A 19,127-nucleotide genomic window follows, 5' to 3' on the forward strand; every position below is an offset into this window, starting at 1 on the left:
CGATACATGACAGACTCGGGCCATGCGACGACGCACGACACCGGAGTCCACCCCGACCCCCCGCCCCTGGAACGCCGACCTCGACGGCCTCGGTTTCGGCGGTGACTACAACCCCGAGCAGTGGCCGCAGGACGTGCGCCTCGAGGACCTCGAGCTCATGCGCGAGGCGGGCGTCACCATCCTCAGCGTGGCGATCTTCTCCTGGGCGACGATCGAGCCGCGCGAGGGCGAGCTCGACTGGGCCTGGCTCGACGAGACGATGGACCGGCTGCACGCCGCCGGCATCCGGGTCGCGCTCGCGACCGCCACCGCGTCGCCGCCGCCGTGGCTCACCCGCAAGCACCCCGAGATCCTTCCCCGCACCGCCGACGGCACCGTGCTTCAGCAGGGCGGCCGCCAGGCCTACGCCGTCACCCACCCCGTCCACCGCGACTACGCGCTGCGCATGACGACCCGCATCGCCGAGCGCTACCGCGACCACCCGGCGCTCGCCATCTGGCACGTGGACAACGAGATCGGCTGCCACGTGTCGCGCGACTACTCCGACTCCGCCGCGGCGGCGTTCCGGGACTGGCTGCGCGCGCGCTACGGCACGGTCGACACCCTCAACGAGGCGTGGGGCACGGCCTTCTGGTCGCAGCGCTACGGGTCGTTCGACGACGTGCTGCCGCCGCTGGTCGCGCCGACGTTCGCCAACCCGACGCAGCAGCTCGACTTCCACCGGTTCTCCTCCGACGCGCTGCTCGACTACTACCTCGACCTGCGGGACACCCTGCGCGAGATCACGCCGGACGTGCCCGTCACGACCAACCTCATGGCGACGGCGCACTGCCGGGGCATGGACTACTTCCGGTGGGGGCCGGAGCTCGACGTCGTCGCGAACGACCACTACACGTACCCCGCGGACCCCGAGCGGCACGTGGACCTCGCGTTCTCCGCCGACCTCACGCGCGGCGTCGCGGGCGGCGCGCCGTGGATCCTCATGGAGCACTCCACGTCGGCCGTGAACTGGCAGCCGCGCAATACGCCCAAGACGCCGGGCGAGATGCTGCGCAACTCCCTGCAGCACGTGGCCCGCGGCGCGGACGCGGTGATGTTCTTCCAGTGGCGCCAGTCGCGTGCCGGCGCCGAGAAGTACCACTCGGCGATGGTGCCCCACGCCGGCCGGGACTCCGACGTGTGGCGCGACGTCGTGACGCTGGGCCGCGCGCTGCGGGCACTGGGCGAGGTGCGCGGCTCGCGGGTGCGGTCGCGCGCGGCCGTCGTCGTGGACTACCCGTCGTGGTGGGGGTCGGAGCTCGACTCGCACCCCACGCAGGACCTGCGCTACCTGGACCAGGTGCAGGCCTGGTACCGGGCGCTGTGGCGGCTCGGCGTCACGACCGACCTCGTGCCGCCGGGCGCCGACCTCGACGGCTACGACCTGGTCGTGCTGCCCACCACGTACGTCGTCACCGACGCCGACGCCGCGAACGTCGCCGCGGCTGCCGCGCGCGGGGCGACCGTCGTGGTCACCTACTTCTCCGGCATCGTCGACGAGCACGACCACGTGCGCCTCGGCGGCTACCCGGGCGCGTTCCGCGACCTGCTCGGCGTGCGCACCGAGGAGTTCCACCCGCTGCAGGAGCCCGACTCGGTCCGCGTGGTCGGCAAGGCGGTGGGCGGCGAGGCCACGGCCGACCTGTGGACCGAGAAGACGCACGTCGCCGACGGCACGGAGGTGGTCGCGTCGTACGACGACGGCGCCCTCGCCGGGTGGGCGGCGGTCACCCGCCGCGAGGTCGGGGCCGGGCGGGCGTGGTACGTCGCGACGCGGCTCGACGACGCGGGCCTGGGTGCGCTCGCCGAGCGGCTCGTGGCCGAGGCGGGCGTGGGTCCGGACGTCGTCGCGCCGGCGGGCGTGGAGGTCGTGCGCCGGTGGGCCGACGACGGCACGACCGACGACGCGACGTCGTGGCTCTTCGCGATCAACCACACGGACGCGGACGCCACGCTCGGCACCCCGGACGCCCCGGTGACGGGCACGGAGCTGCTGAGCGGCGACACGGTCGAGGGCAGCCTCGCCGTGCCCGCGGGCGCGGTGCGCGTGGTGCGGCTCGGCCGATGACGGTCCTGCACCCGCGACGGCCTGGGGACGGGCCGGTGGGGCCGTACGCGTTCGTGTTCTGGAACGACGACCTGGACGACGACGCGGTGCTCGCGCAGCTCCGGGAGATCGCGGGCGCGGGGTTCGTCGGTGTCACCCTCAGCGCGCGCGTGGGGCTGAGCCGGCGGGTGGGGTACCTGACGGACGAGTTCCTGCGGCTGGTGCGCGTCGCGGTCGACGAGTGCGCGCGGGTGGGGCTCGCGGTGATGCTGTACGACGAGGCGTCGTACCCGTCCGGCTCGGCGAACGGCGCCGTCGTGGCGCGCGACCCGGCGTTCGCCGCCCGGTGCCTGGTGCCGGTGACCCGTGACGTCGAGGTGCCGGTCGGCGCGCCCGGCGACGAGCCAGCGGACGCCGGGTACTGGCGTCCCGCGCTGGGCCGCGACCTCGACGTGCGGCTGCTCGCCGTCGTCGCGCGGCGCGTGGACGACGCGGGCGGCGTCGTCGGCGACGACGCCGTGCTGCTCCCGGTGCGCGCGCCGGGGCTGGTGCGCCTGGACCTGCCGCCGGGCCCGTGGCGGGTCACGGCGGTGTTCGACGCCGCCAGCGGCGGCACGATCCGCGGGGCGCACGCGGAGCAGGACGACGGCTCCGCGCTCGCTCCCCCGGCAGCGGACCTGCTGAGCCCGGACGCCGTCGCGGCGTTCCTGGAGCTGACGCACGACGCCTACGCCGCCGCGCTCGGGGAGCACCTCGGCACGACGGTGGTCGCGATGTTCACCGACGAGCCGTTCCTGCTGGGCCGCGGCCACCGGCGGTTCGCCCGCCCGTACACGCCGGGGCTGGAGACCGAGGTGGCGGCGAGGCTCGACGACGGCTCGGGCGTCGAGGTGGCCGAGGTGCTGCGCCGGCTGCCGGAGCTGTGGGACGGCGACGGCACCCGCCCGGGCGGCACGGACCCGGACGCCACCGGGTTCGTGCGCGACTGGGACGACGCCGTGCGGGCGCGGCTGCACCGCGTCTACTACGACGCTCAGGCGGCATGGTGCGCCGCGCACGGCCTCGCGCTGACGGGGCACCCGGCCGAGCCGGACGACCTGGCCACCGCCGCGCGCCTGCACTGGCCCGGGCAGGACACCGTGTGGCGCTGGGTGCTGCCGCGCGCATCGGGTGGGGACGGCACCGCCCTCGAGGGCCCGGAGAGCACGGCGCCGAAGGTGGCCGCGAGCGCCGCACGGGCCCGCGGCGGGGTGCCGGCGGTGACGGAGGTGCTCGGCGCGTACGGCTGGCGGCTGAGCCTCGACGAGGCGCGCTGGCTGCTGGACTGGTACCTGTCGCGCGGCGTGACGACGCCCGTGCTGCACGCGTTCTTCTCCTCCGTGCGCGGCGGGCGCGCGTTCGAGAGCGAGCCCGACCTGGGTCGGTGGAACTCGTGGTGGCCGCACCTGCCGCCGTTCGTCGGGTACGTGCGGCGCATCGCGGAGCTGCTCGACGCCGCACCCCCGGTGTGGCCGGTCGGCCTGCTGAGCCGCCCCGACGCCGCGCCGTCCGGCCCGGTGGTGCGCGCGCTGCTGGAGGCGCAGGTCGACTTCGGGTACGTCGACCGCGACGACGAGAGCGCGCACGCCGGGTACACCGTCCTGCTCGACGCCGACGACGGCGTCCCGGACGTCGCCGCCCTCAAGGAGCGGCTGCGCGCGGCCGACGCCCCCGTCGTGGACGCGGAGCCGGCGGCCCCGGACCTGCGCGCCGTCGTCCTCGGCGGGCCCTCGCACGACCGGCCGGCGGGGTACGTCGTCTTCCACGAGGGCGAGGCCCCGGTCCGCACCTGGCTCCGCCTGCCGTCCGTCCCCGACGACGCGTGCTGGTGGGACCCGTTCGCCGACACCCGGCACCCCGTGGAGCGCGACGACCACGGCCGCGTGCTGCTCGAGCTGGAACGCCGCCGCACGCTGGCCCTCGTCCCCTCGGCCGGGCACCCCGTCCCTCCGGCCGGTGCGGCGTCGGGACGCCGCGTCGAGGTCACCGGCTGGCGCGGCACGGTCGAGCGCGTGCTCGGCGACCCGGACACGGTCGCGGACGACCCGTCCGCCGTCGTGCCCGCGCACGTGGAGCTCGGCGACTGGACCCGGGTGCCCGGTCTGCGCCGGCTCTCCGGGTCCGTGCGCTACACCGCAGTGGTGGACGTGCCGGACGGCGCGGACGCCGCGCGGCTGGACCTCGGCGTCGTGGGCGAGGCCGCCACCGTGCGCGTGGACGGCGTCGTCGTCGGGCACGCGATGTCCGCGCCGTACGTCGTGGACCTCGGTGTCCTCGCCCCGGGCACCCGCACCCTCGACGTGCTGGTGAGCAACAGCGCCGCGAACTACTACGAGGGAGACCGGCGCCCGTCGGGCCTCCTCGGACCGGTCACGCTGACCTGGTGACCTCCCGCTCGCACAATTCTCTGGCGGCGTGGGGCGGCGGTGCGTAGGGTGCAGCGCGATGGGAACTCTGTGAGCACACCGACGCCGACGCGTCGAGCAGGTCGGACGACACTGCTCCGCGTCGGCGTTCGCACGCCCGCCGTCCTCCACGGTCGCCGACGCCGGCGACGGAAGGAGTCCCGCCCGTGGACCCGTCACAGCTCACCCTCACCGACATCACCCTGCGCTACGCCGACCGCGTGGTGCTCGACCGCCTGTCCCTGACCGTCTCGCCCGGCGAGCGCGTCGGGGTGGTCGGCGACAACGGCTCCGGCAAGAGCACGCTGCTCGCCGTCGTCGCCGGCGTGCTCGAGCCGCAGAACGGGACGCGCGTCGTGCGCGCCCCGGGCGGCCTCGGACACCTGCCCCAGACGCTCGAACTTCCGCCCGCGAGCACCGTGGGCCAGGCGATCGACCACGTGCTGGCGGACGTGCGCGCGCTCGCGGCGGCGGTCGCCGCGCTCGAGGACCGGCTCGGGTCGCTCGACGGCGCCGCGCTGGACGAGGCGCTGCGCCGGTACGCGGAGCTCACCGCCCGCTTCGACGCCCGCGACGGGCGCGGGGCCGACCGCCGCGTCGACGTCGCGCTGCACCGCCTCGGGCTGCCCGCGCTGGACCGTGGCCGGCTGCTGGGCACCCTGTCCGGCGGCGAGCGTTCCCGTCTCGCGCTGGCGGCCACGCTCGCGGCCGACCCGGAGCTGCTCCTGCTCGACGAGCCGACCAACGACCTCGACGACGACGCCCTCGACTGGCTCACGGACCGGCTGCGGTCGCACGACGGCACCGTCGTCGCCGTCACCCACGACCGCGCGTTCCTGGCCGACCTCACGACGACGCTCGTCGAGGTCGACGCCGGGCGCGCCCGCCGCTACGGCGCCGGGTGGGCGGGCTACCTCGCGGCGAAGGAGGCCGAGCGCGAGCAGCTGCGGCTCGCGTACGAGCGGTGGCAGGCCGACGTCGCGCGCCAGCGGCGCCTGCTCGACAGCAACGTCGAGGCGATGGAGCAGATCCCGCGCAAGCTCCCCATGGCGTCGTTCGGCTCCGGCGCGTTCCGGTCCCGGGCGCGCACCCACGGCGCCACCGGCCGCGTCCGCAACGCCAAGGAGCGGCTGCGGCGGCTGTCCGACGATCCCGCCGAGCGGTCCGCCGACCGCGCGGAGTTCCGGACGGACGTCGCCACCGCGTCCCCGGACGCGGGCCACGACGACGCCTCGGCGGTCGAGCTCGTCGGCGTCGAGGTGCGCGGCCGGCTCTCGGTCCCCCGCCTCACGGTGGCGGCAGGCGAGCACGTGCTCGTGACCGGCCCGAACGGCGCGGGCAAGAGCACCCTGCTGGGGGTGGTCGCGGGAGAGGTCGCGCCGGACGCCGGGGTGGCGCGCGCCGTGGGCGTCGTCGGGCACCTGCGGCAGACGGTCGCGTCCGCCTCGGACGACGGCCGCACGGTGCTGCACGCATTCGCGGCCGGGCGCCCCGGCGACCTGGAGGAGCACGCGGAGGCGCTGCTCGCGTCGGGCCTGTTCCGCCCCGACGACCTGCCCCGTCCGGTGCGGGAGCTGTCCCAGGGGCAGCGCTCGCGGCTCGAGCTCGCCCGGGTGGTCACCACCACGACGGACGTGCTGCTCGTGGACGAGCCGACCAACCACCTCTCCCCCGCGCTCGTCGAGGAGCTGGAGCGGGCCTTCGCGGACTTCGACGGCACCCTCGTGCTCGTCTCCCACGACCGGACGATGCGCGAGCGCTTCCGCGGCCGGCGGATCGTGCTCGACGGCGGCGCGATCGTCGCGGACACGTCCGCCACCACGCCGAGGTAGTTCAGATCCTGCCGAGGTAGTTCGTGACACGGTGTCACGAACTACCTCGGCAGGATCTGGACTACTTCGGCGCGATGCGCGCCACCTCGCGACGCGGGCTCACGGGGTCACAGGGCCCGCCAGCGCAGCTCGAGGGTGCGGGCCTGCGGGCGGAGCATCGCCGTGGGCCAGACGTCGGGCCCGCAGGCGCGCGAGCCCAAGCCGTGCTGCGCGGCGTCCACGTAGAGGTGGTGCCGCTCGGGCACGGGGAGCTCGTGCGGGTGCGCCGCCCTGGAGAGCTCGTGGGCCGAGTGCCGGGCGAGCGTGAACCCGGGCAGACGGCCGCGCGCGTCGCGACCGAGCGTCAGGCGCAACCACGGGCTGCCGCCGCGCGTCAGCTCCACGTCGCGCACCTCGGACCGGTGGCCGGACTCCTGCGGACGCGCGTACCGCACCGACAGGTCGTCGATCCCGGCGCGGTGACGCCCCACCACGACCGACGAGCGCACGTCCGGGTACGAGTCGTGCGGGCCCAGCCCGAACCACCCGGCACCGTCGACGTCGGCCGGCAGCCCCACGTGCACGCCGATGCGCGGCCACACGTCGTCCCACCGGTCGTCGGGCGTCATGACGACGCGCAGCACGGCCTCGACGACGCCGTCCGCCGCCCGCTCGGCGGTCCACGTCTCCTCGACGTCGACCGTCCGGCGGCTCTGGGCCGCCGACACGCGCCGCAGCACCCGCAGCCGGTCGGCCGACTCCTCCACGGCGACCGTGCGGTGCGTGAGCCGGTCCAGGCCCTGCCGGCGCCAGCGGTCGGCCGCCGACGGCGCGGGCGTGCCGCGCCACGGGAGGGTGGTGGGGTCGTCGGCGTCGTAGCTGCCCATCGCGGCGCCCCGGTCGTTGTCCGTGGGCGCGCGCCACAGCTCGACGCGCGGCGCGGACACGTCCGCCCCGGCCAAGGCCACCAGCTCCGGGCCACGGAACGCGACGGGCGCCTCCGCGAGCGCCACGGCCGGACGACGGCGCTCCCGGACGGCGGCCGGCGCCGGCAGCGCCCACTGGTCACGCGCGACGACGTGCCCGGCGGCGGCCCACGCCGCACCGTCACGCAGAGCCAGCTCGACGGTGAGGTACGCCTCGGCGCCGGGGCTCGCCTCCGGCAGCGACGCCGGGTCGAGCAGCCCGACGACGGCCCGCTCCCCCGCCGCGACGGGCGCACCGTCGCCGTCCGCCACCGGGGCCTCGCCGGAGGCGACCACCTCGCCGTCGTGCTCCACGCGCCAGCGCAGCACGAGGTCGGCGGTGTCCGCGGTGTGCCGGCGGTTCCAGATCTCCACCACCCCGGACGCCGGGCCCGCGGACGGCCGCACGACGACCGGCCGCTCGACGTGCCAGAACTCCGTCAGGCCCGGGCTGGGGGTGTCGTCGGACAGCACCATGCCGTCCATGACGAAGTTGCCGTCGTGCACGACCTCGCCGAAGTCGCCGCCGTACGCGAAGAACTCGACGCCGTCGGGGGTGGTGGTGCGCAGGCCGTGGTCGCGCCACTCCCAGACGAACCCGCCGTGCAGCCGCGGGTGGGTGTCGACGAGCTCGCGGTACTGGTCGAGGGCACCGGGGCCGTTGCCCATCGCGTGCGCGTACTCGCACAGCAGGAACGGCTTGGACCGCTGCCGGGCCGAGTCGGCGATGCTGCACCCGAGCACGGGCGAGAGGTCGTCGTCGCTCCCGATGGACGCCGTCTCGGGCACGGTCGAGTACATCCGCGAGTAGACGTCGGTGTACTCGCCGGCGTAGTCGCCCTCGTAGTGCACGGGCCGCGACGGGTCGCGGTGGTGCACCCACTCCGCCATCGCGGCGAGGTTGCTCCCGGTGCCGGACTCGTTGCCGAGCGACCAGAGCACGACGCTGGGGTGGTTCTTGTCGCGCTCGACGGTGCGCCGCACCCGGTCGAGGTAGGCGTCGCGCCAGGCCGGGTCGTCGCTGGGGTTGCCCACCCAGCCGCCGGCCTCGAAGCCGTGCGTCTCCAGGTCGGTCTCGAGGATCACCCACAGCCCCAGCTCGTCGGCGAGGTCGAGGACGCGCGGGTGCGGCGGGTAGTGGCTGGTGCGGATCGCATTGACGTTGTGCTGCTTCATCCGGGCCAGGTCGGCGCGGGCGTGCTCCTCGTCGAAGACGCGGCCGCGGTCGGGGTGCGTCTCGTGCCGGTTCATCCCGGAGAACACCACGCGTCGCCCGTTGACGAGGAACAGGTCGCCGACGATCTCGACGCGCCGGAAGCCGACCCGCAGTGCGACGGTCTCGCCCGACGACGCCACGGTCGCGTCGTAGAGGCGTGGCACCTCGGCCGACCACGGCTCGACGGCGCCGACGGCGACGGGCGCGACGTCCTCGGGCGCCGCCCACGCGACGTCGACCCCGAGCTCCGGCACCCGCAGCCGCACCGGGAACGCGGCCGCGTCCGCCCGCACCTCCGGCACGAGGAGGCCCTCGCCGGACGCGGGGTCGTAGTCCGCGTCCAGCCACACGTCGTCGAGCGCCCCGACGGGCCGGTGCAGCAGCGTGACGTCGCGGAAGATGCCGGGCAGCCACCACTGGTCCTGGTCCTCGAGGTAGCTCGCGGCGGACCACTGCACCACCCGCACCGCGACCGTGTTGGCGCCGGGGCGCACGGCGTCGGTGACGTCGTACTCGTGCGCCAGCCGGCTGCCGGACGCCGAGCCCACCTCCTCGCCGTTCACCCACACCGTGAAGAACGACTCGACGCCGTCGAACCGCAGCAGCACGCGGCCGCCCTCGGTCCACGACGCCGGGACGTCGACCTCGCGGCGGTAGTCGCCGGTCGGGTTCTCGTCCGGCACGTGCGGCGGGTCCACCGGGAACGGGAACTGCACGTTGGTGTAGATCGGGCGGCCGCGCGCGCCGTCGCCCTCCAGCACCCAGTGCGCGGGCACGGGGAGCTCGCCCCAGCCCGCGTCGGGCGACGTCGCGTAGCCCGGCTGCGCGAAGGCGTCGGGGGCCTCGCCGTCGGGCAGGACGCCGACGTCCAGGACACCCTGTGCGCCCGGGGAGCCGGGGACGCACGGCAGGAGGCGGAAGCCCCACGTGCCATCGAGGGAGAGGCGCGGCGCGTCCCCGGCGGGCGCGGACCGCGGCGGCTCGACGCGTCCCGACCAGGGTGCCGTGGACTCGTGCGGGAGCGGGGAGAGCGGGGTCATGCGGCCCATCATGCTTTGACAGCACCTTCCGTCAGGCCGCCGCGCCAGAACCGCTGCAGCACGATCATGGCGACGGCGAGCGGGATCACCGAGAGCAGGACGCCCCCGGTGGTGAGCTCGTAGAACTCGGGCAGCCGGTCGGTCTGGCTGTTCCAGTTGTTGAGCCCGAGGGTGATCGGGTACAGGTCCTGGTCGCTGAGCATCACGAGCGGCAGGAAGTAGTTGTTCCAGATGCCGACGATCTGGAACAGGAACACCGTCACGAGGGCGGGCGTCATGATCCGCAGCCCCAGGGTGTGGAAGATGCGCAGCTCCCCCGCGCCGTCGATCCGGGCGGCCTCCACGAGGGAGGTGTCCACGGTGGCGTCCGCGTAGATGCGGCACAGGAAGAACCCGAACGGCGACACCAGCGACGGGATCAGCACGCTCCAGTACGTGTTGGCGAGCCCGAGCTGGCTGAACAGCAGGAACAGCGGCAGGGCGGTGGCCGTGCCGGGCACGAGGACGCCGCCGAGCACGAGCCCGAAGATGAGGTTGCGGCCCCTGAACCGGTACTTGGCCAGGGCGTACCCGCCCGCCGCCGCCAGGTAGGTGGCGATCAGGCCACCCACCCCGGCGTACAGCACGGAGTTGGCGAACCAGCGGAGGAAGACGCCGCCGCCGTAGGTGAGCACGGCGGCGAGGTTGTCGAACAGCGCGAACGTGTTCCCGAACCAGAAGCCGTTGGTGCCGAACAGGTCGTCCGTCGTCTTCGACGCCGCGACGACCACCCAGTACACGGGCACCAGGAAGTAGATCGCGACGACGGCGAGGACGGCGGTGACGAGGATCGTCGTCGCCGGGCGCCGGCCGCGGCGACCGGGGGTCGCCGGGGGGACGTCCGGGGTGTCGGTACGGCGCGGCGCGGTGGAGACGGCGGCGGTCATCGCGAGCTCCTGTTCGTCAGCCGGAGGAAGAGGAAGGACAGCGCGAACGCCACGAGCGCGATGAGCACGGACTGGGCGGCGGCGACGTTGTAGTCGTTGTAGGCGAAGGCGGTCGTGTACGCGGACAGGTTCGGCGTGTACTGCGAGTCGATCGCGGGCGACACGGTCATGAGGAGCTGCGGCTCGGCGAAGAGCTGCAGCGTGCCGATGATGGAGAAGACGGTGGTGAGCACCAGCGCCGGGCGGATCAGCGGCAGCTGGATGCTCCACGCAGTGCGCCAGGGACCGGCGCCGTCCACGCGCGCCGCCTCGTACATCTCCGGCGGGATCGCCTTGAGCTGGGCCACGATGATGAGCATGTTGTAGCCCGCGTACGTCCAGGTCACGATGTTCGCGATCGACCACAGCACCGTCCCCGCGCCGAGGAAGTCGGGCGTGAACCCGAACAGCGTCTCGGTGAGGTCGATGATCGGGCTGAGGCCGGGCACGTAGAGGAACGACCAGAGGATGGTCGCGATGACGCCCGGGATGCCGTACGGCATGAAGTACGTGGCGCGGAAGAAGCCGGGCCAGCGCGCCGACGCCGACTCGAGCAGCAGCGCCAGGACCGTCGCCGCGACGATCATCACCGGCACCTGCACGACGCCGAACAGCAGCATCCGCCAGATCGACGCGACGAAGTTCCCGTCCTCCAGGGCGATCCGGTAGTTCTCGAACCAGGCGAACCCGGTGGTGACGCCCTGCTCGCCGAAGAGCCCCGCGCGGGTGACGGTGGTGAAGCTCTGCCCGATCGCCACGATGATCGGCAGCACGAACGTCAGGAGGAACAGCAGGAGGAACGGCCCCACCAGGATCCAGGGCGCGCGCCCGACGGCGGTGCTCGCCTTCTTCGCGGTCATCGCTCCGCCCTCCGGATCGTCAGGCCCTTCTGTCGGAACACCTCGATGGTCCGCTCCTCGGCGGCGACCACGGCGTCCACGAGCGTGCCGCCCGTGGCCTTGCCCCGGAACCCGTCGCCGAGGATGTTGAACGTCTGCTGCGTGATGGGCCACCACTGCCAGTCGGGGTTCTGGTCCTGCGTGGCCGGCTGGAAGACCTCGGTGTTGTAGCGCTGCCCGCCGAAGAACTCGCTGGGTTCCTCGCGCGCCGCGCCGATGTAGTCGCGCGCCGGCGACCACCCGATCCCGGAGTGCTCGATCATCGCGTCGATGCCCTCCGGGTCGGTGTTCATCCAGACGGCGAACTCCATCGCCTCCTTCGGGTGCTTGCTGTTCGCCAGCACGGCCGACGTCGAGCCGCCGATGAACGACGACCCGTAGCCGTGGCCCCAGCGCGGCGCCGGCGCCACGCGCCACTTCCCCTCCGCGCCGCTCACGCTCTGCAGCAGCGCATCGCCCCAGCTCGCGCTCACGAGCGACGCGATCTGGTCGTGCGCCGCGGCGGCGTACCAGCCGGGGGTGTACGGGTTGGCGGCCGTGGTCACCAGGCCGTCGTCGATGACCTGGTCGAAGAAGCGCGCGACGTCGAGCGTCACCTCGCCGGCCATGTCGATGACCCAGCCGTCCTCGGCGCTGCGCAGCCACGTGGCGCCGGCCTGCATGGCGTGCGCCGCGAACACCGACGTGTCGTCGAGCGGGAAGGAGTCGATGTAGGCGCCGATCTCGCGGAACGCGGGGGCCACCTCGGCCCACTGGGTCCACGTGGTGGGGACGTCGGCGCCCACCTGCTCGTACAGGTCGGGCCGGTAGTACATCCCCACGGGGCCGGAGTCCTGCGGGATGCCGTAGACGCCGCCGGCGAAGCTCACCTGGCTCCACAGCGTCTCGTCGAACTTGTCCGCGTGCTCGGAGACGCCGTACCGCTCCAGGTCCACCAGCCCGTTGACCAGCATGAACTCCGGCACGGTGCGCATCTCCACCTGCGCCAGGTCGGGCCCGCCCCCGGCCGCGAGGGCCGAGTACATCTTCTGGTACCCGCCGTCGTTGCCGCCCGGGATCCAGGACACCTGGACCTGGACGTCCGGGTGCTGGGCGTTCCAGACGTCGGCGACCTTCTGCAGGTCCTTGAGCCACGCCCAGTACGTGAGCGTGACCTTCTCCCCCGTCGCGGCCGGCACCACCGGCTGGGCGTTGACCGACGTCGTGCCGGGCGTCGCGCACCCGGCGAGCACCGCCGACGCTCCCCCGGCGAGCCCCCAACCGAGGAGCTCCCGTCTCGTGAACTGTCGCATCCGTCCCCACTTCGTCGTGACGTCGGCGGGGCAGGTGCCCCGGGCTCGTGTGAGCGTGGTCACGTTAACAGCGGGTCGGACGCCCGGGTCAAACCCGTCTCAGGGCGTGTCCCGGAGCCACGCCCCGCGTGTCAGACGGCGGTGGGGACGTCCTTGACGGGCGGCCAGGGGGTGCCCGTGCCGGCCATGGACGCGTGGAACGGGTCGCCCTCGACGATCTCGCCGGCGCGGACGGTGGCGTCCGTGAACGCGGACTTGTAGATCGCCGCCGCGAGCTCGAGGGTGGCGCGGGTGTCCGCGACCGTGACGGGCGGAGTCCGCCCCTCGGCCAGCGCCAGGTACGTGGGCACGAGCTGCGCCAGGTGGCCGCTCGCGCCGCCGTCGACGGACGTCCCCGACGACGCCGCGTCGGCGGCCCACGCCTCGGCGACGTCCTCCCGCCCCGCCACGGGGGTGACGGTCCAGCTCGTGTCGTCGTAGCCGTACAGGTGCTCCAGCTCGACGGTCGCGGCCTCCGTGTCGAAGCGCAGGCGCGACGTCTGGCGCGGCGAGACCGCGGAGTTCGTGATCGTCGCCATCGTGCCGCCCGCGAACCGCACCAGTGCCGTCGAGACGTCCTCGGTGTCGGTGTGCCGCGCGAGCCTGCCGGCCATCGCCCGCACCTCGGTCCACGGGCCGAGCACGGCCAGCAGCAGGTCGAACTGGTGGATGCCGTGGCCCATCGTGGTGCCACCGCCCTCGGTGTCGAACCGGCCCCGCCACGGCACCTCGAAGTACTCCGGCGTGCGGAACCAGAGCGTGTCGCACTGCGCGACGTACGCCGCACCGAGTGTCCCGTCGTCGAGCAGCCGGCGCAGCCGCTGGATCCCCGCGCCGAACCGGTGCTGCACGATCTGGGTGAACCGCCCCGGCAGACCGGCGTCGATCGCCTGCCGCTCCGCCGCCGCCAGGGCGTCGGCCTCCGCCAGCGACAGGACCGCCGGCTTCTCCACGACGACGTGTGCTCCGGCCCGCAGCGCCGCCAGCGCCGCCTGCAGGTGCACCGACGGCGGCGTGCAGATGTGCACGACGTCGACCTCGCCGGCGTCGAGCAGCGCCTGCAGGTCGGTGCCGTGGTGCGGCACGCCGTGCTCGGCCGCGAACGCGGCGGCGCGGCCCGCGTCGACGTCGACGACGTGCGTGACCTCCGCGCCGTCGGGCCCGCCGTGCGCGGCCAGCGCGCGGACGGCGTCGACGTGCGCGCCGGCGATCGCGCCGGCGCCGAGGATGGTGACCTTCATGGCTGCTTCTCTCTGCCGAGGTGGTTCCCGGCCGGCCGAGGTAGTCCCGTTCTCGCCGAGGTAGTTCATGACAAGGTGCCATGAACTACCTCGGCGATAACGGAACTACCTCGGCAGGAGTGGGACTACCTCAGCGACGGGACGGGGACCTGCGACCAGTCGGTGTCGGAGGCCAGGTAGAACCCCGGGTACGACGGCTGGTTGTAGGTGGTCTGCTGCCGGGCCACCTCGGCCCGGTACTGCGGGTCGTGCAGCAGGGTGTACATCTTCGTGGTGCTCACCTCGGTGGACGTGTAGATCCGCAGCGCGGACGAGTCCGCGGTGCGCACCAGCACCTCCTCGCGCCAGTCGCCCAGCACGTCGGCGACGAGCGACGGGTTGCCCTTGGTGTCGTTGTTCGTCAGCGTGCCGTCCAGCGTGCGGCGCACGGTGCCGTCGCCGTCCACGATCCGCGGGGTCTCCTCGCGCGAGCCGGTGACGATCTGGGTGGTGCCGTCGGCGGCCCAGCGGACGGTCTGGTTGGTGCCCGGCGTGGTGGCGCGCAGCTGCTCCCCCGTGGCGCTGAGCAGCCCGGACGCGTCGGTGCCGTCGGGCATCGACGCCCAGACCTCGATGCCGGGGGTGGGGTCGACGTCGCCGGTCAGGCAACGTCCCGTGTCCCTGCCGGAGAACGCGCCGAACAGCGCCTCGCCCGTGGCCGCGTCGCGCAGCACCGAGCCGTAGGGCACGCCCGCCCCGCCCTCGTGGCACGTCCAGATCTCCAGGCCCGGGCGGGCCGGGTCGATGTCGGTGACGTGCATCGCGTCGCCGTGCCCGAGGTTCGCCGTCGCCCCCGGGTTCGACGAGCCCTCGGGGAGCGTGTCGGACGACGAGTACAGCAGCGTGCCGTCGTCGTCGAGCGTCGCCGCCCCGTAGACGATCTCCTGCTTGCCGTCGCCGTCCACGTCCGCCGCGGACAGGGAGTGGAAGCCCTGGCCCCACAGCTGCGTCAGCTCGTTGTCGGGGTCCGGCTGCACGCCCTTGTTGTCGCTGTCCAGGAACGGGTTGTTCATCGGCTTGAACCCGGAGTCGGCGGTCCAGCGCGTGCTGATCCGCTTGCCGTCCCAGTCGTAGGCCACGATCGCGGCGCGCGTGTAGTAGCCGCGGGCGAAGATCGCCGACGGGTGCTCGCCGTCCAGGTACGCGACGCCGGACAGGAACCGGTCGACCCGGTTGCCGGGCTCGATCCGTGTCCACTCGTAGTCGCCCCAGCGCAGGCCGTCGTCGGTGCGGCCGGGCTCGTAGTCCACGGTGTCCAGGGGCTTGCCGGAGCGGCCGTCGAAGACGGTGAGGTACTCGGGACCGCTGACGACGAAGCCGTCGAACGTGCGCAGGTCGTTGCGGTCGGAGCGGGCGGGCGCCCACTCGTCGACGTAGTAGTCGACCAGCTCGCGCGCGTCGGCCTCGGACAGCGGGTAGTCGTACCGCGGCTCGATGCCGAGCGCCGCCTCGATCGTCGCGGGCCACTGGCCGCTCGCCACCTCGGGCTCGTCGGTCCAGCCCTGGAACAGCTCCACGAGGTGGTCCGCGTAGTCCGCCGCGCTCCAGCGGTAGTCGTCATCGTTCGTGACGCCGGCCTTGCGGTCGGCCTTCGAGATCGGCACGTACCGCTCGTTCGCGGGCTTCCCGTGGCGGTAGGTCGTGACCTTGGTACCCGGAGCGGTCTTCATCATGACCTCGGCGGTCCCGTCGCCGTCGAAGTCGTACACCGGGAACTGCGTGTAGTGCGCGCCCGAACGGACGTTCACGCCCATGTCGATCCGCCACAGCTGCGTGCCGTCCAGCTCGTACGCGTCGAAGTACGTGTTGCCCGTGTACCCCTTCTGCGACACGTCCTTGGCGCGCGACGGGTACCACTTCACGACGATCTCCAGCGCGCCGTCCCCGTCCAGGTCGGCCACCGACGCGTCGTTGGCCGAGTACGTGATCGGCTCTCCCAGCGGCGTCAGGTCGTCGGCCGGCTTGTTCAGCGGGACGTCGAGGAAGTCGTCCGACCACGCGGTCACCGCCGCGCTGCGCGTGCCCACCCGCTCCCGGCCGTGCTTGTCCTGCGTCACCGGCGCGACGGCGTAGCGCGAGGTCGCGCTGCCGCCCGCGCCCTTCGCGTCGACGTAGTTCGTGGAGTCCGTGACCGTGGCGACCCGCTTCCCGTCGCGGAAGACCGCGAAGGCCGGCCCGGCCATGCCCGTGTCCGTGTGCCCGGTGACCTCGTCACCCAGCAGCCGCCAGGACAGGAAGACTCCTTCGCTGGTCGAGGCGGCGACGAGCCCCCGGTCGAGGTGCTCCAGCTGGACGCCGGTCGGCCGGGGGTGGCCCCTGTCGTGCGCCGGTGTCGCGGCGGCGGAGACGCCGCCGACGGCGAGCACCCCCGCCGTCAGCGCGGCGACGGCACCCGCGGTGGTTCTGGTCGTTCGCATGGGTCGTTCCTCTCTGCATCGTTGCAACTCGGGATCGGACACCACCGGCCCGCCGTCGGGAACCGTGCGGTCCCCGACGGCGGCCGGAAGATCGTCAGGCCGGGCGGCCGCCGCGTCGGGTCTCGACGCCCACCACCGCGAGGGCGAGCAGGCCGCCCACCACCAGCACGAGCGGCGGCAGCATCCAGACGAAGACGACGCACAGCCCCGCCGCCACGGCGAGCAGCACCGACCCCGTGAGGTCGTCCTGGGTGCGTCGCGCGCCCGCCGCCAGCGCCTCGCGCGCGGTCAGTCCGGGGCCGTCACCGGAGACGGCGGGCTCCGACCAGGCGCCCGCCGCCCGGGCCAGCACGACGACGACGGCAGCCGCGGCGACCGCGACCACCACCGCGACGACGCTCGCGCCGGGCAGCACGTCCGCCCGCGCGAGCTGCCAGTCCAGGGCGAGCAGCAGGGCGACCGCGACGGCGGCGAGGCCGAGCGGCCACAGGGCCCGCACGGCCGCCCACCAGTCGCGGGCGAACCGGGCCACGCCGATGTCGTGGCCGGTCACCTGGCGGCGGACGTGCGCCACGCCCGCCGCCAGGGACGGCACCGCGGTGACCAGCAGCAGGCTGCCGAGCGCGACGAGCACGCCGGCCAGCACCACCTCGGCGAAGAGGCCGAGGGCGGCACCCGTCTTGGTCTCGCCGCCGCTCGTGGGGCGCTTCGCGCGCCCCCGACGCTCGCGACCTGAACCTGCCGCCATGTCCACCCCTTCCGTCGCCGTCCTCGTGCCGTGCCCCATCGTCAGCCCTTGAGGCCTTGGGTGGCGACGCCGTCGACGATGTAGCGCTGGAAGAGGATGAAGAAGATCATCACGGGCAGCAGGGCCAGGACGGCCATGGCCATCTGGGCGCCGTAGTCGGACACGCTGGTCTGGTCGACGTACAGGCGCAGCGCGATGGGCAGCGGGTACAGGTCGGGCTTCTTGAGGTAGAGCAGCGGGCCGAGGAAGTCGTTCCAGGACCAGATGAACGCGAAGATCGAGCTGGTGATGATGGCGGGTCGCATCAGGGGCAGCATGATCGAGCCGAAGATGCGCCCGTGGCCGGCGCCGTCGATGCGGGCGGCCTCGTCCAGCTCGCGGGGCAGGTTGCGCATGAACTGGACCATGAGGAACACGAAGAACGCTTCCCCGGCGAGGAACTTCGGTGCCAGCAGCGGGATGAACGTGTTCACCATGCCGAGCTCGTTGAACATGATGTATTGCGGGATGATCACGACGTGGAACGGCAGCAGCAGCGTGCCGATCATGATCGCGAAGAAGATGCCCCGGCCGGGGAAGTCGATCCGCGCGAACGCGTACGCCGCCACGGTCGAGGACAGGACCACCCCGACCACCGACGCGACCGCGAGGATCATGGAGTTGCCGAAGAAGGTCCAGAACCCGACCCCGCCGATCCCGGACAACGCCGTGGCGAAGTTGGACAGCGACAGGTTGTCCGACCACAGGCTGATGTTCCCGATGATCTCGTTGCTGGGCTTGAACGAGGACATCAGCATCCACGCCGCGGGATACAGCACCACGATCGTGCACACGACCATGAAGGCGTGGAACCCGACCGACCGGACACCCCGACGACGCTTCGCGGCCTTGCGCAGGGACGTGTCGACCGGCCCGGCCGGGCGGGACGACCCGCCCCCGGTGGCGATTCCTGTGGCGGCCGCCTGGTTCGACAGCGGCGGTGTCGTGATGTGCGCGCTCATCGGTTGTCTCCGGAGTAGTGGACCCAGGCGTTCGAGGTCTTGAACAAGATCGCGGTGATCACGCCGACCACGACGACCAGGACCCAGGCCATGGCCGAGGCGTACCCCATGTCGAACTGCGCGAAGCCCTTGATGTACAGGTACAGCGTGTAGAACAGGGTCGAGTCCGCCGGACCGCCCGTGCCGCCGGAGATGATGAACGCCGACCCGAACACCTGGAACGCGCCGATGGTCTCCAGCAGCAGGTTGAAGAACAGCACCGGGGACAGCATCGGGATCGTGATCCGCCAGAACTTGCGGACCGGGCCCGCACCATCCACCGCGGCCGCCTCGTACAGCTCGGCCGGGATCTGCTTCAGGCCCGCGAGGAAGATGACCATCGGGGCGCCGAACGTCCACACCGCGAGCAGCACGAACATCGGCATCGTCTTGGACGGGTCACCCACCCAACCCCCGGCCGGCAGCCCGAACAGCTGCTGGATCCGGTCCACGATGCCGTCATCGATGAACATCGCCTTCCACACGATCGCGATCGACACGCTCGCGCCGATCAGCGAGGGGGCGTAGAAGATCGACCGGTACGCGCCCTGGCCCCGGTGCTTCATGTTCAGCACCATCGCCACCAACAGAGCGGCAGCGAGCTTGATCGGCGTGCCGACCAGCACATAGATCGCGGTCACCTTCGCCGAGGTCCAGAACCTGGGGTCTTCGAACAGCTTCACGAAGTTGTCGATCCCGACCCACGACGGCGGCCGGAACAAGTCATAGTCCGTGAACGCCAGATACAACGACGCCACCATCGGGAACGCCGTCAGCACCACGAAACCCACCAACCACGGCGACAAGAACGCGAACCCCGCACCAGCCTCACGCCGGCGCTTGGCCCGCCCCCGCTCGGGGGACGCGTTCTGCGCCCCCCGAGCG

The 19,127-nt window shown here is 73.2% G+C and carries 12 protein-coding genes; 3 read left to right on the forward strand and 9 right to left on the reverse strand.

Going from position 1 to position 19,127, the window contains the following annotated elements:
* The first annotated feature begins 22 nt into the window (after positions 1-22).
* From ACFQ8E_RS11785 to abc-f, 3 genes are all read left to right on the forward strand, one after another.
* Entirely contained in the window at positions 23-2,107 is a 2,085-nt protein-coding gene (locus tag ACFQ8E_RS11785; RefSeq protein ID WP_430550728.1) for a beta-galactosidase, read from the forward strand.
* Positions 2,104-4,512, forward strand: coding sequence for a hypothetical protein (locus ACFQ8E_RS11790; RefSeq protein ID WP_430550729.1), 2,409 nt, complete (start codon positions 2,104-2,106; stop codon positions 4,510-4,512). The genes ACFQ8E_RS11785 and ACFQ8E_RS11790 overlap by 4 nt, the downstream gene beginning before the upstream one ends.
* A 185-nt stretch (positions 4,513-4,697) precedes the next feature.
* A complete protein-coding gene (gene abc-f / locus ACFQ8E_RS11795; RefSeq protein ID WP_430550730.1) occupies positions 4,698-6,362 on the forward strand; it encodes a ribosomal protection-like ABC-F family protein in 1,665 nt (554 codons plus the stop codon).
* Between the two features lie 107 nt (positions 6,363-6,469).
* Here the strand turns inward: abc-f and ACFQ8E_RS11800 are convergent, their stop codons facing one another.
* The 9 genes from ACFQ8E_RS11800 to ACFQ8E_RS11840 form a co-directional block, all read right to left on the reverse strand.
* Positions 6,470-9,562 carry a glycoside hydrolase family 2 TIM barrel-domain containing protein gene (locus tag ACFQ8E_RS11800; protein WP_430550731.1) on the reverse strand — a complete coding sequence of 1,031 codons (3,093 nt, stop codon included), beginning with the start codon at positions 9,560-9,562 and terminating at the stop codon, positions 6,470-6,472.
* 8 nt (positions 9,563-9,570) lie between these two features.
* On the reverse strand, positions 9,571-10,488 hold the full coding sequence (locus ACFQ8E_RS11805; RefSeq protein WP_430550732.1) for a carbohydrate ABC transporter permease: 918 nt from the start codon (positions 10,486-10,488) through the stop codon (positions 9,571-9,573).
* Complete coding sequence (locus ACFQ8E_RS11810; RefSeq protein WP_430548093.1) at positions 10,485-11,387, reverse strand: carbohydrate ABC transporter permease; 903 nt, start codon at positions 11,385-11,387, stop codon at positions 10,485-10,487. The genes ACFQ8E_RS11805 and ACFQ8E_RS11810 overlap by 4 nt, the downstream gene beginning before the upstream one ends.
* On the reverse strand, positions 11,384-12,718 hold the full coding sequence (locus ACFQ8E_RS11815) for an extracellular solute-binding protein (RefSeq protein ID WP_430550733.1): 1,335 nt from the start codon (positions 12,716-12,718) through the stop codon (positions 11,384-11,386). Before ACFQ8E_RS11815 ends, ACFQ8E_RS11810 begins: the two co-directional genes overlap by 4 nt.
* Before the next feature lie 131 nt (positions 12,719-12,849).
* Positions 12,850-13,998 carry a Gfo/Idh/MocA family protein gene (locus ACFQ8E_RS11820; protein ID WP_430550734.1) on the reverse strand — a complete coding sequence of 383 codons (1,149 nt, stop codon included), beginning with the start codon at positions 13,996-13,998 and terminating at the stop codon, positions 12,850-12,852.
* 125 nt (positions 13,999-14,123) lie between these two features.
* A complete protein-coding gene (locus tag ACFQ8E_RS11825; protein ID WP_430550735.1) occupies positions 14,124-16,454 on the reverse strand; it encodes a rhamnogalacturonan lyase in 2,331 nt (776 codons plus the stop codon).
* Positions 16,455-16,548: 94 nt separating this feature from the next.
* Entirely contained in the window at positions 16,549-17,202 is a 654-nt protein-coding gene (locus ACFQ8E_RS11830) for a hypothetical protein (protein ID WP_430550736.1), read from the reverse strand.
* Positions 17,203-17,243: 41 nt separating this feature from the next.
* Positions 17,244-18,203, reverse strand: coding sequence for a carbohydrate ABC transporter permease (locus tag ACFQ8E_RS11835; protein WP_430550737.1), 960 nt, complete (start codon positions 18,201-18,203; stop codon positions 17,244-17,246).
* The gene (locus ACFQ8E_RS11840; RefSeq protein WP_430550777.1) at positions 18,200-19,048 is read right to left on the reverse strand and encodes a carbohydrate ABC transporter permease; all 849 of its coding nucleotides are present in this window, start codon (positions 19,046-19,048) and stop codon (positions 18,200-18,202) included. The genes ACFQ8E_RS11835 and ACFQ8E_RS11840 overlap by 4 nt, the downstream gene beginning before the upstream one ends.
* Positions 19,049-19,127 lie beyond the last annotated feature (79 nt).

The organism is Isoptericola sp. NPDC056573, assembly GCF_042793335.1.
In the GTDB taxonomy this organism is placed as follows: domain Bacteria; phylum Actinomycetota; class Actinomycetes; order Actinomycetales; family Cellulomonadaceae; genus Isoptericola.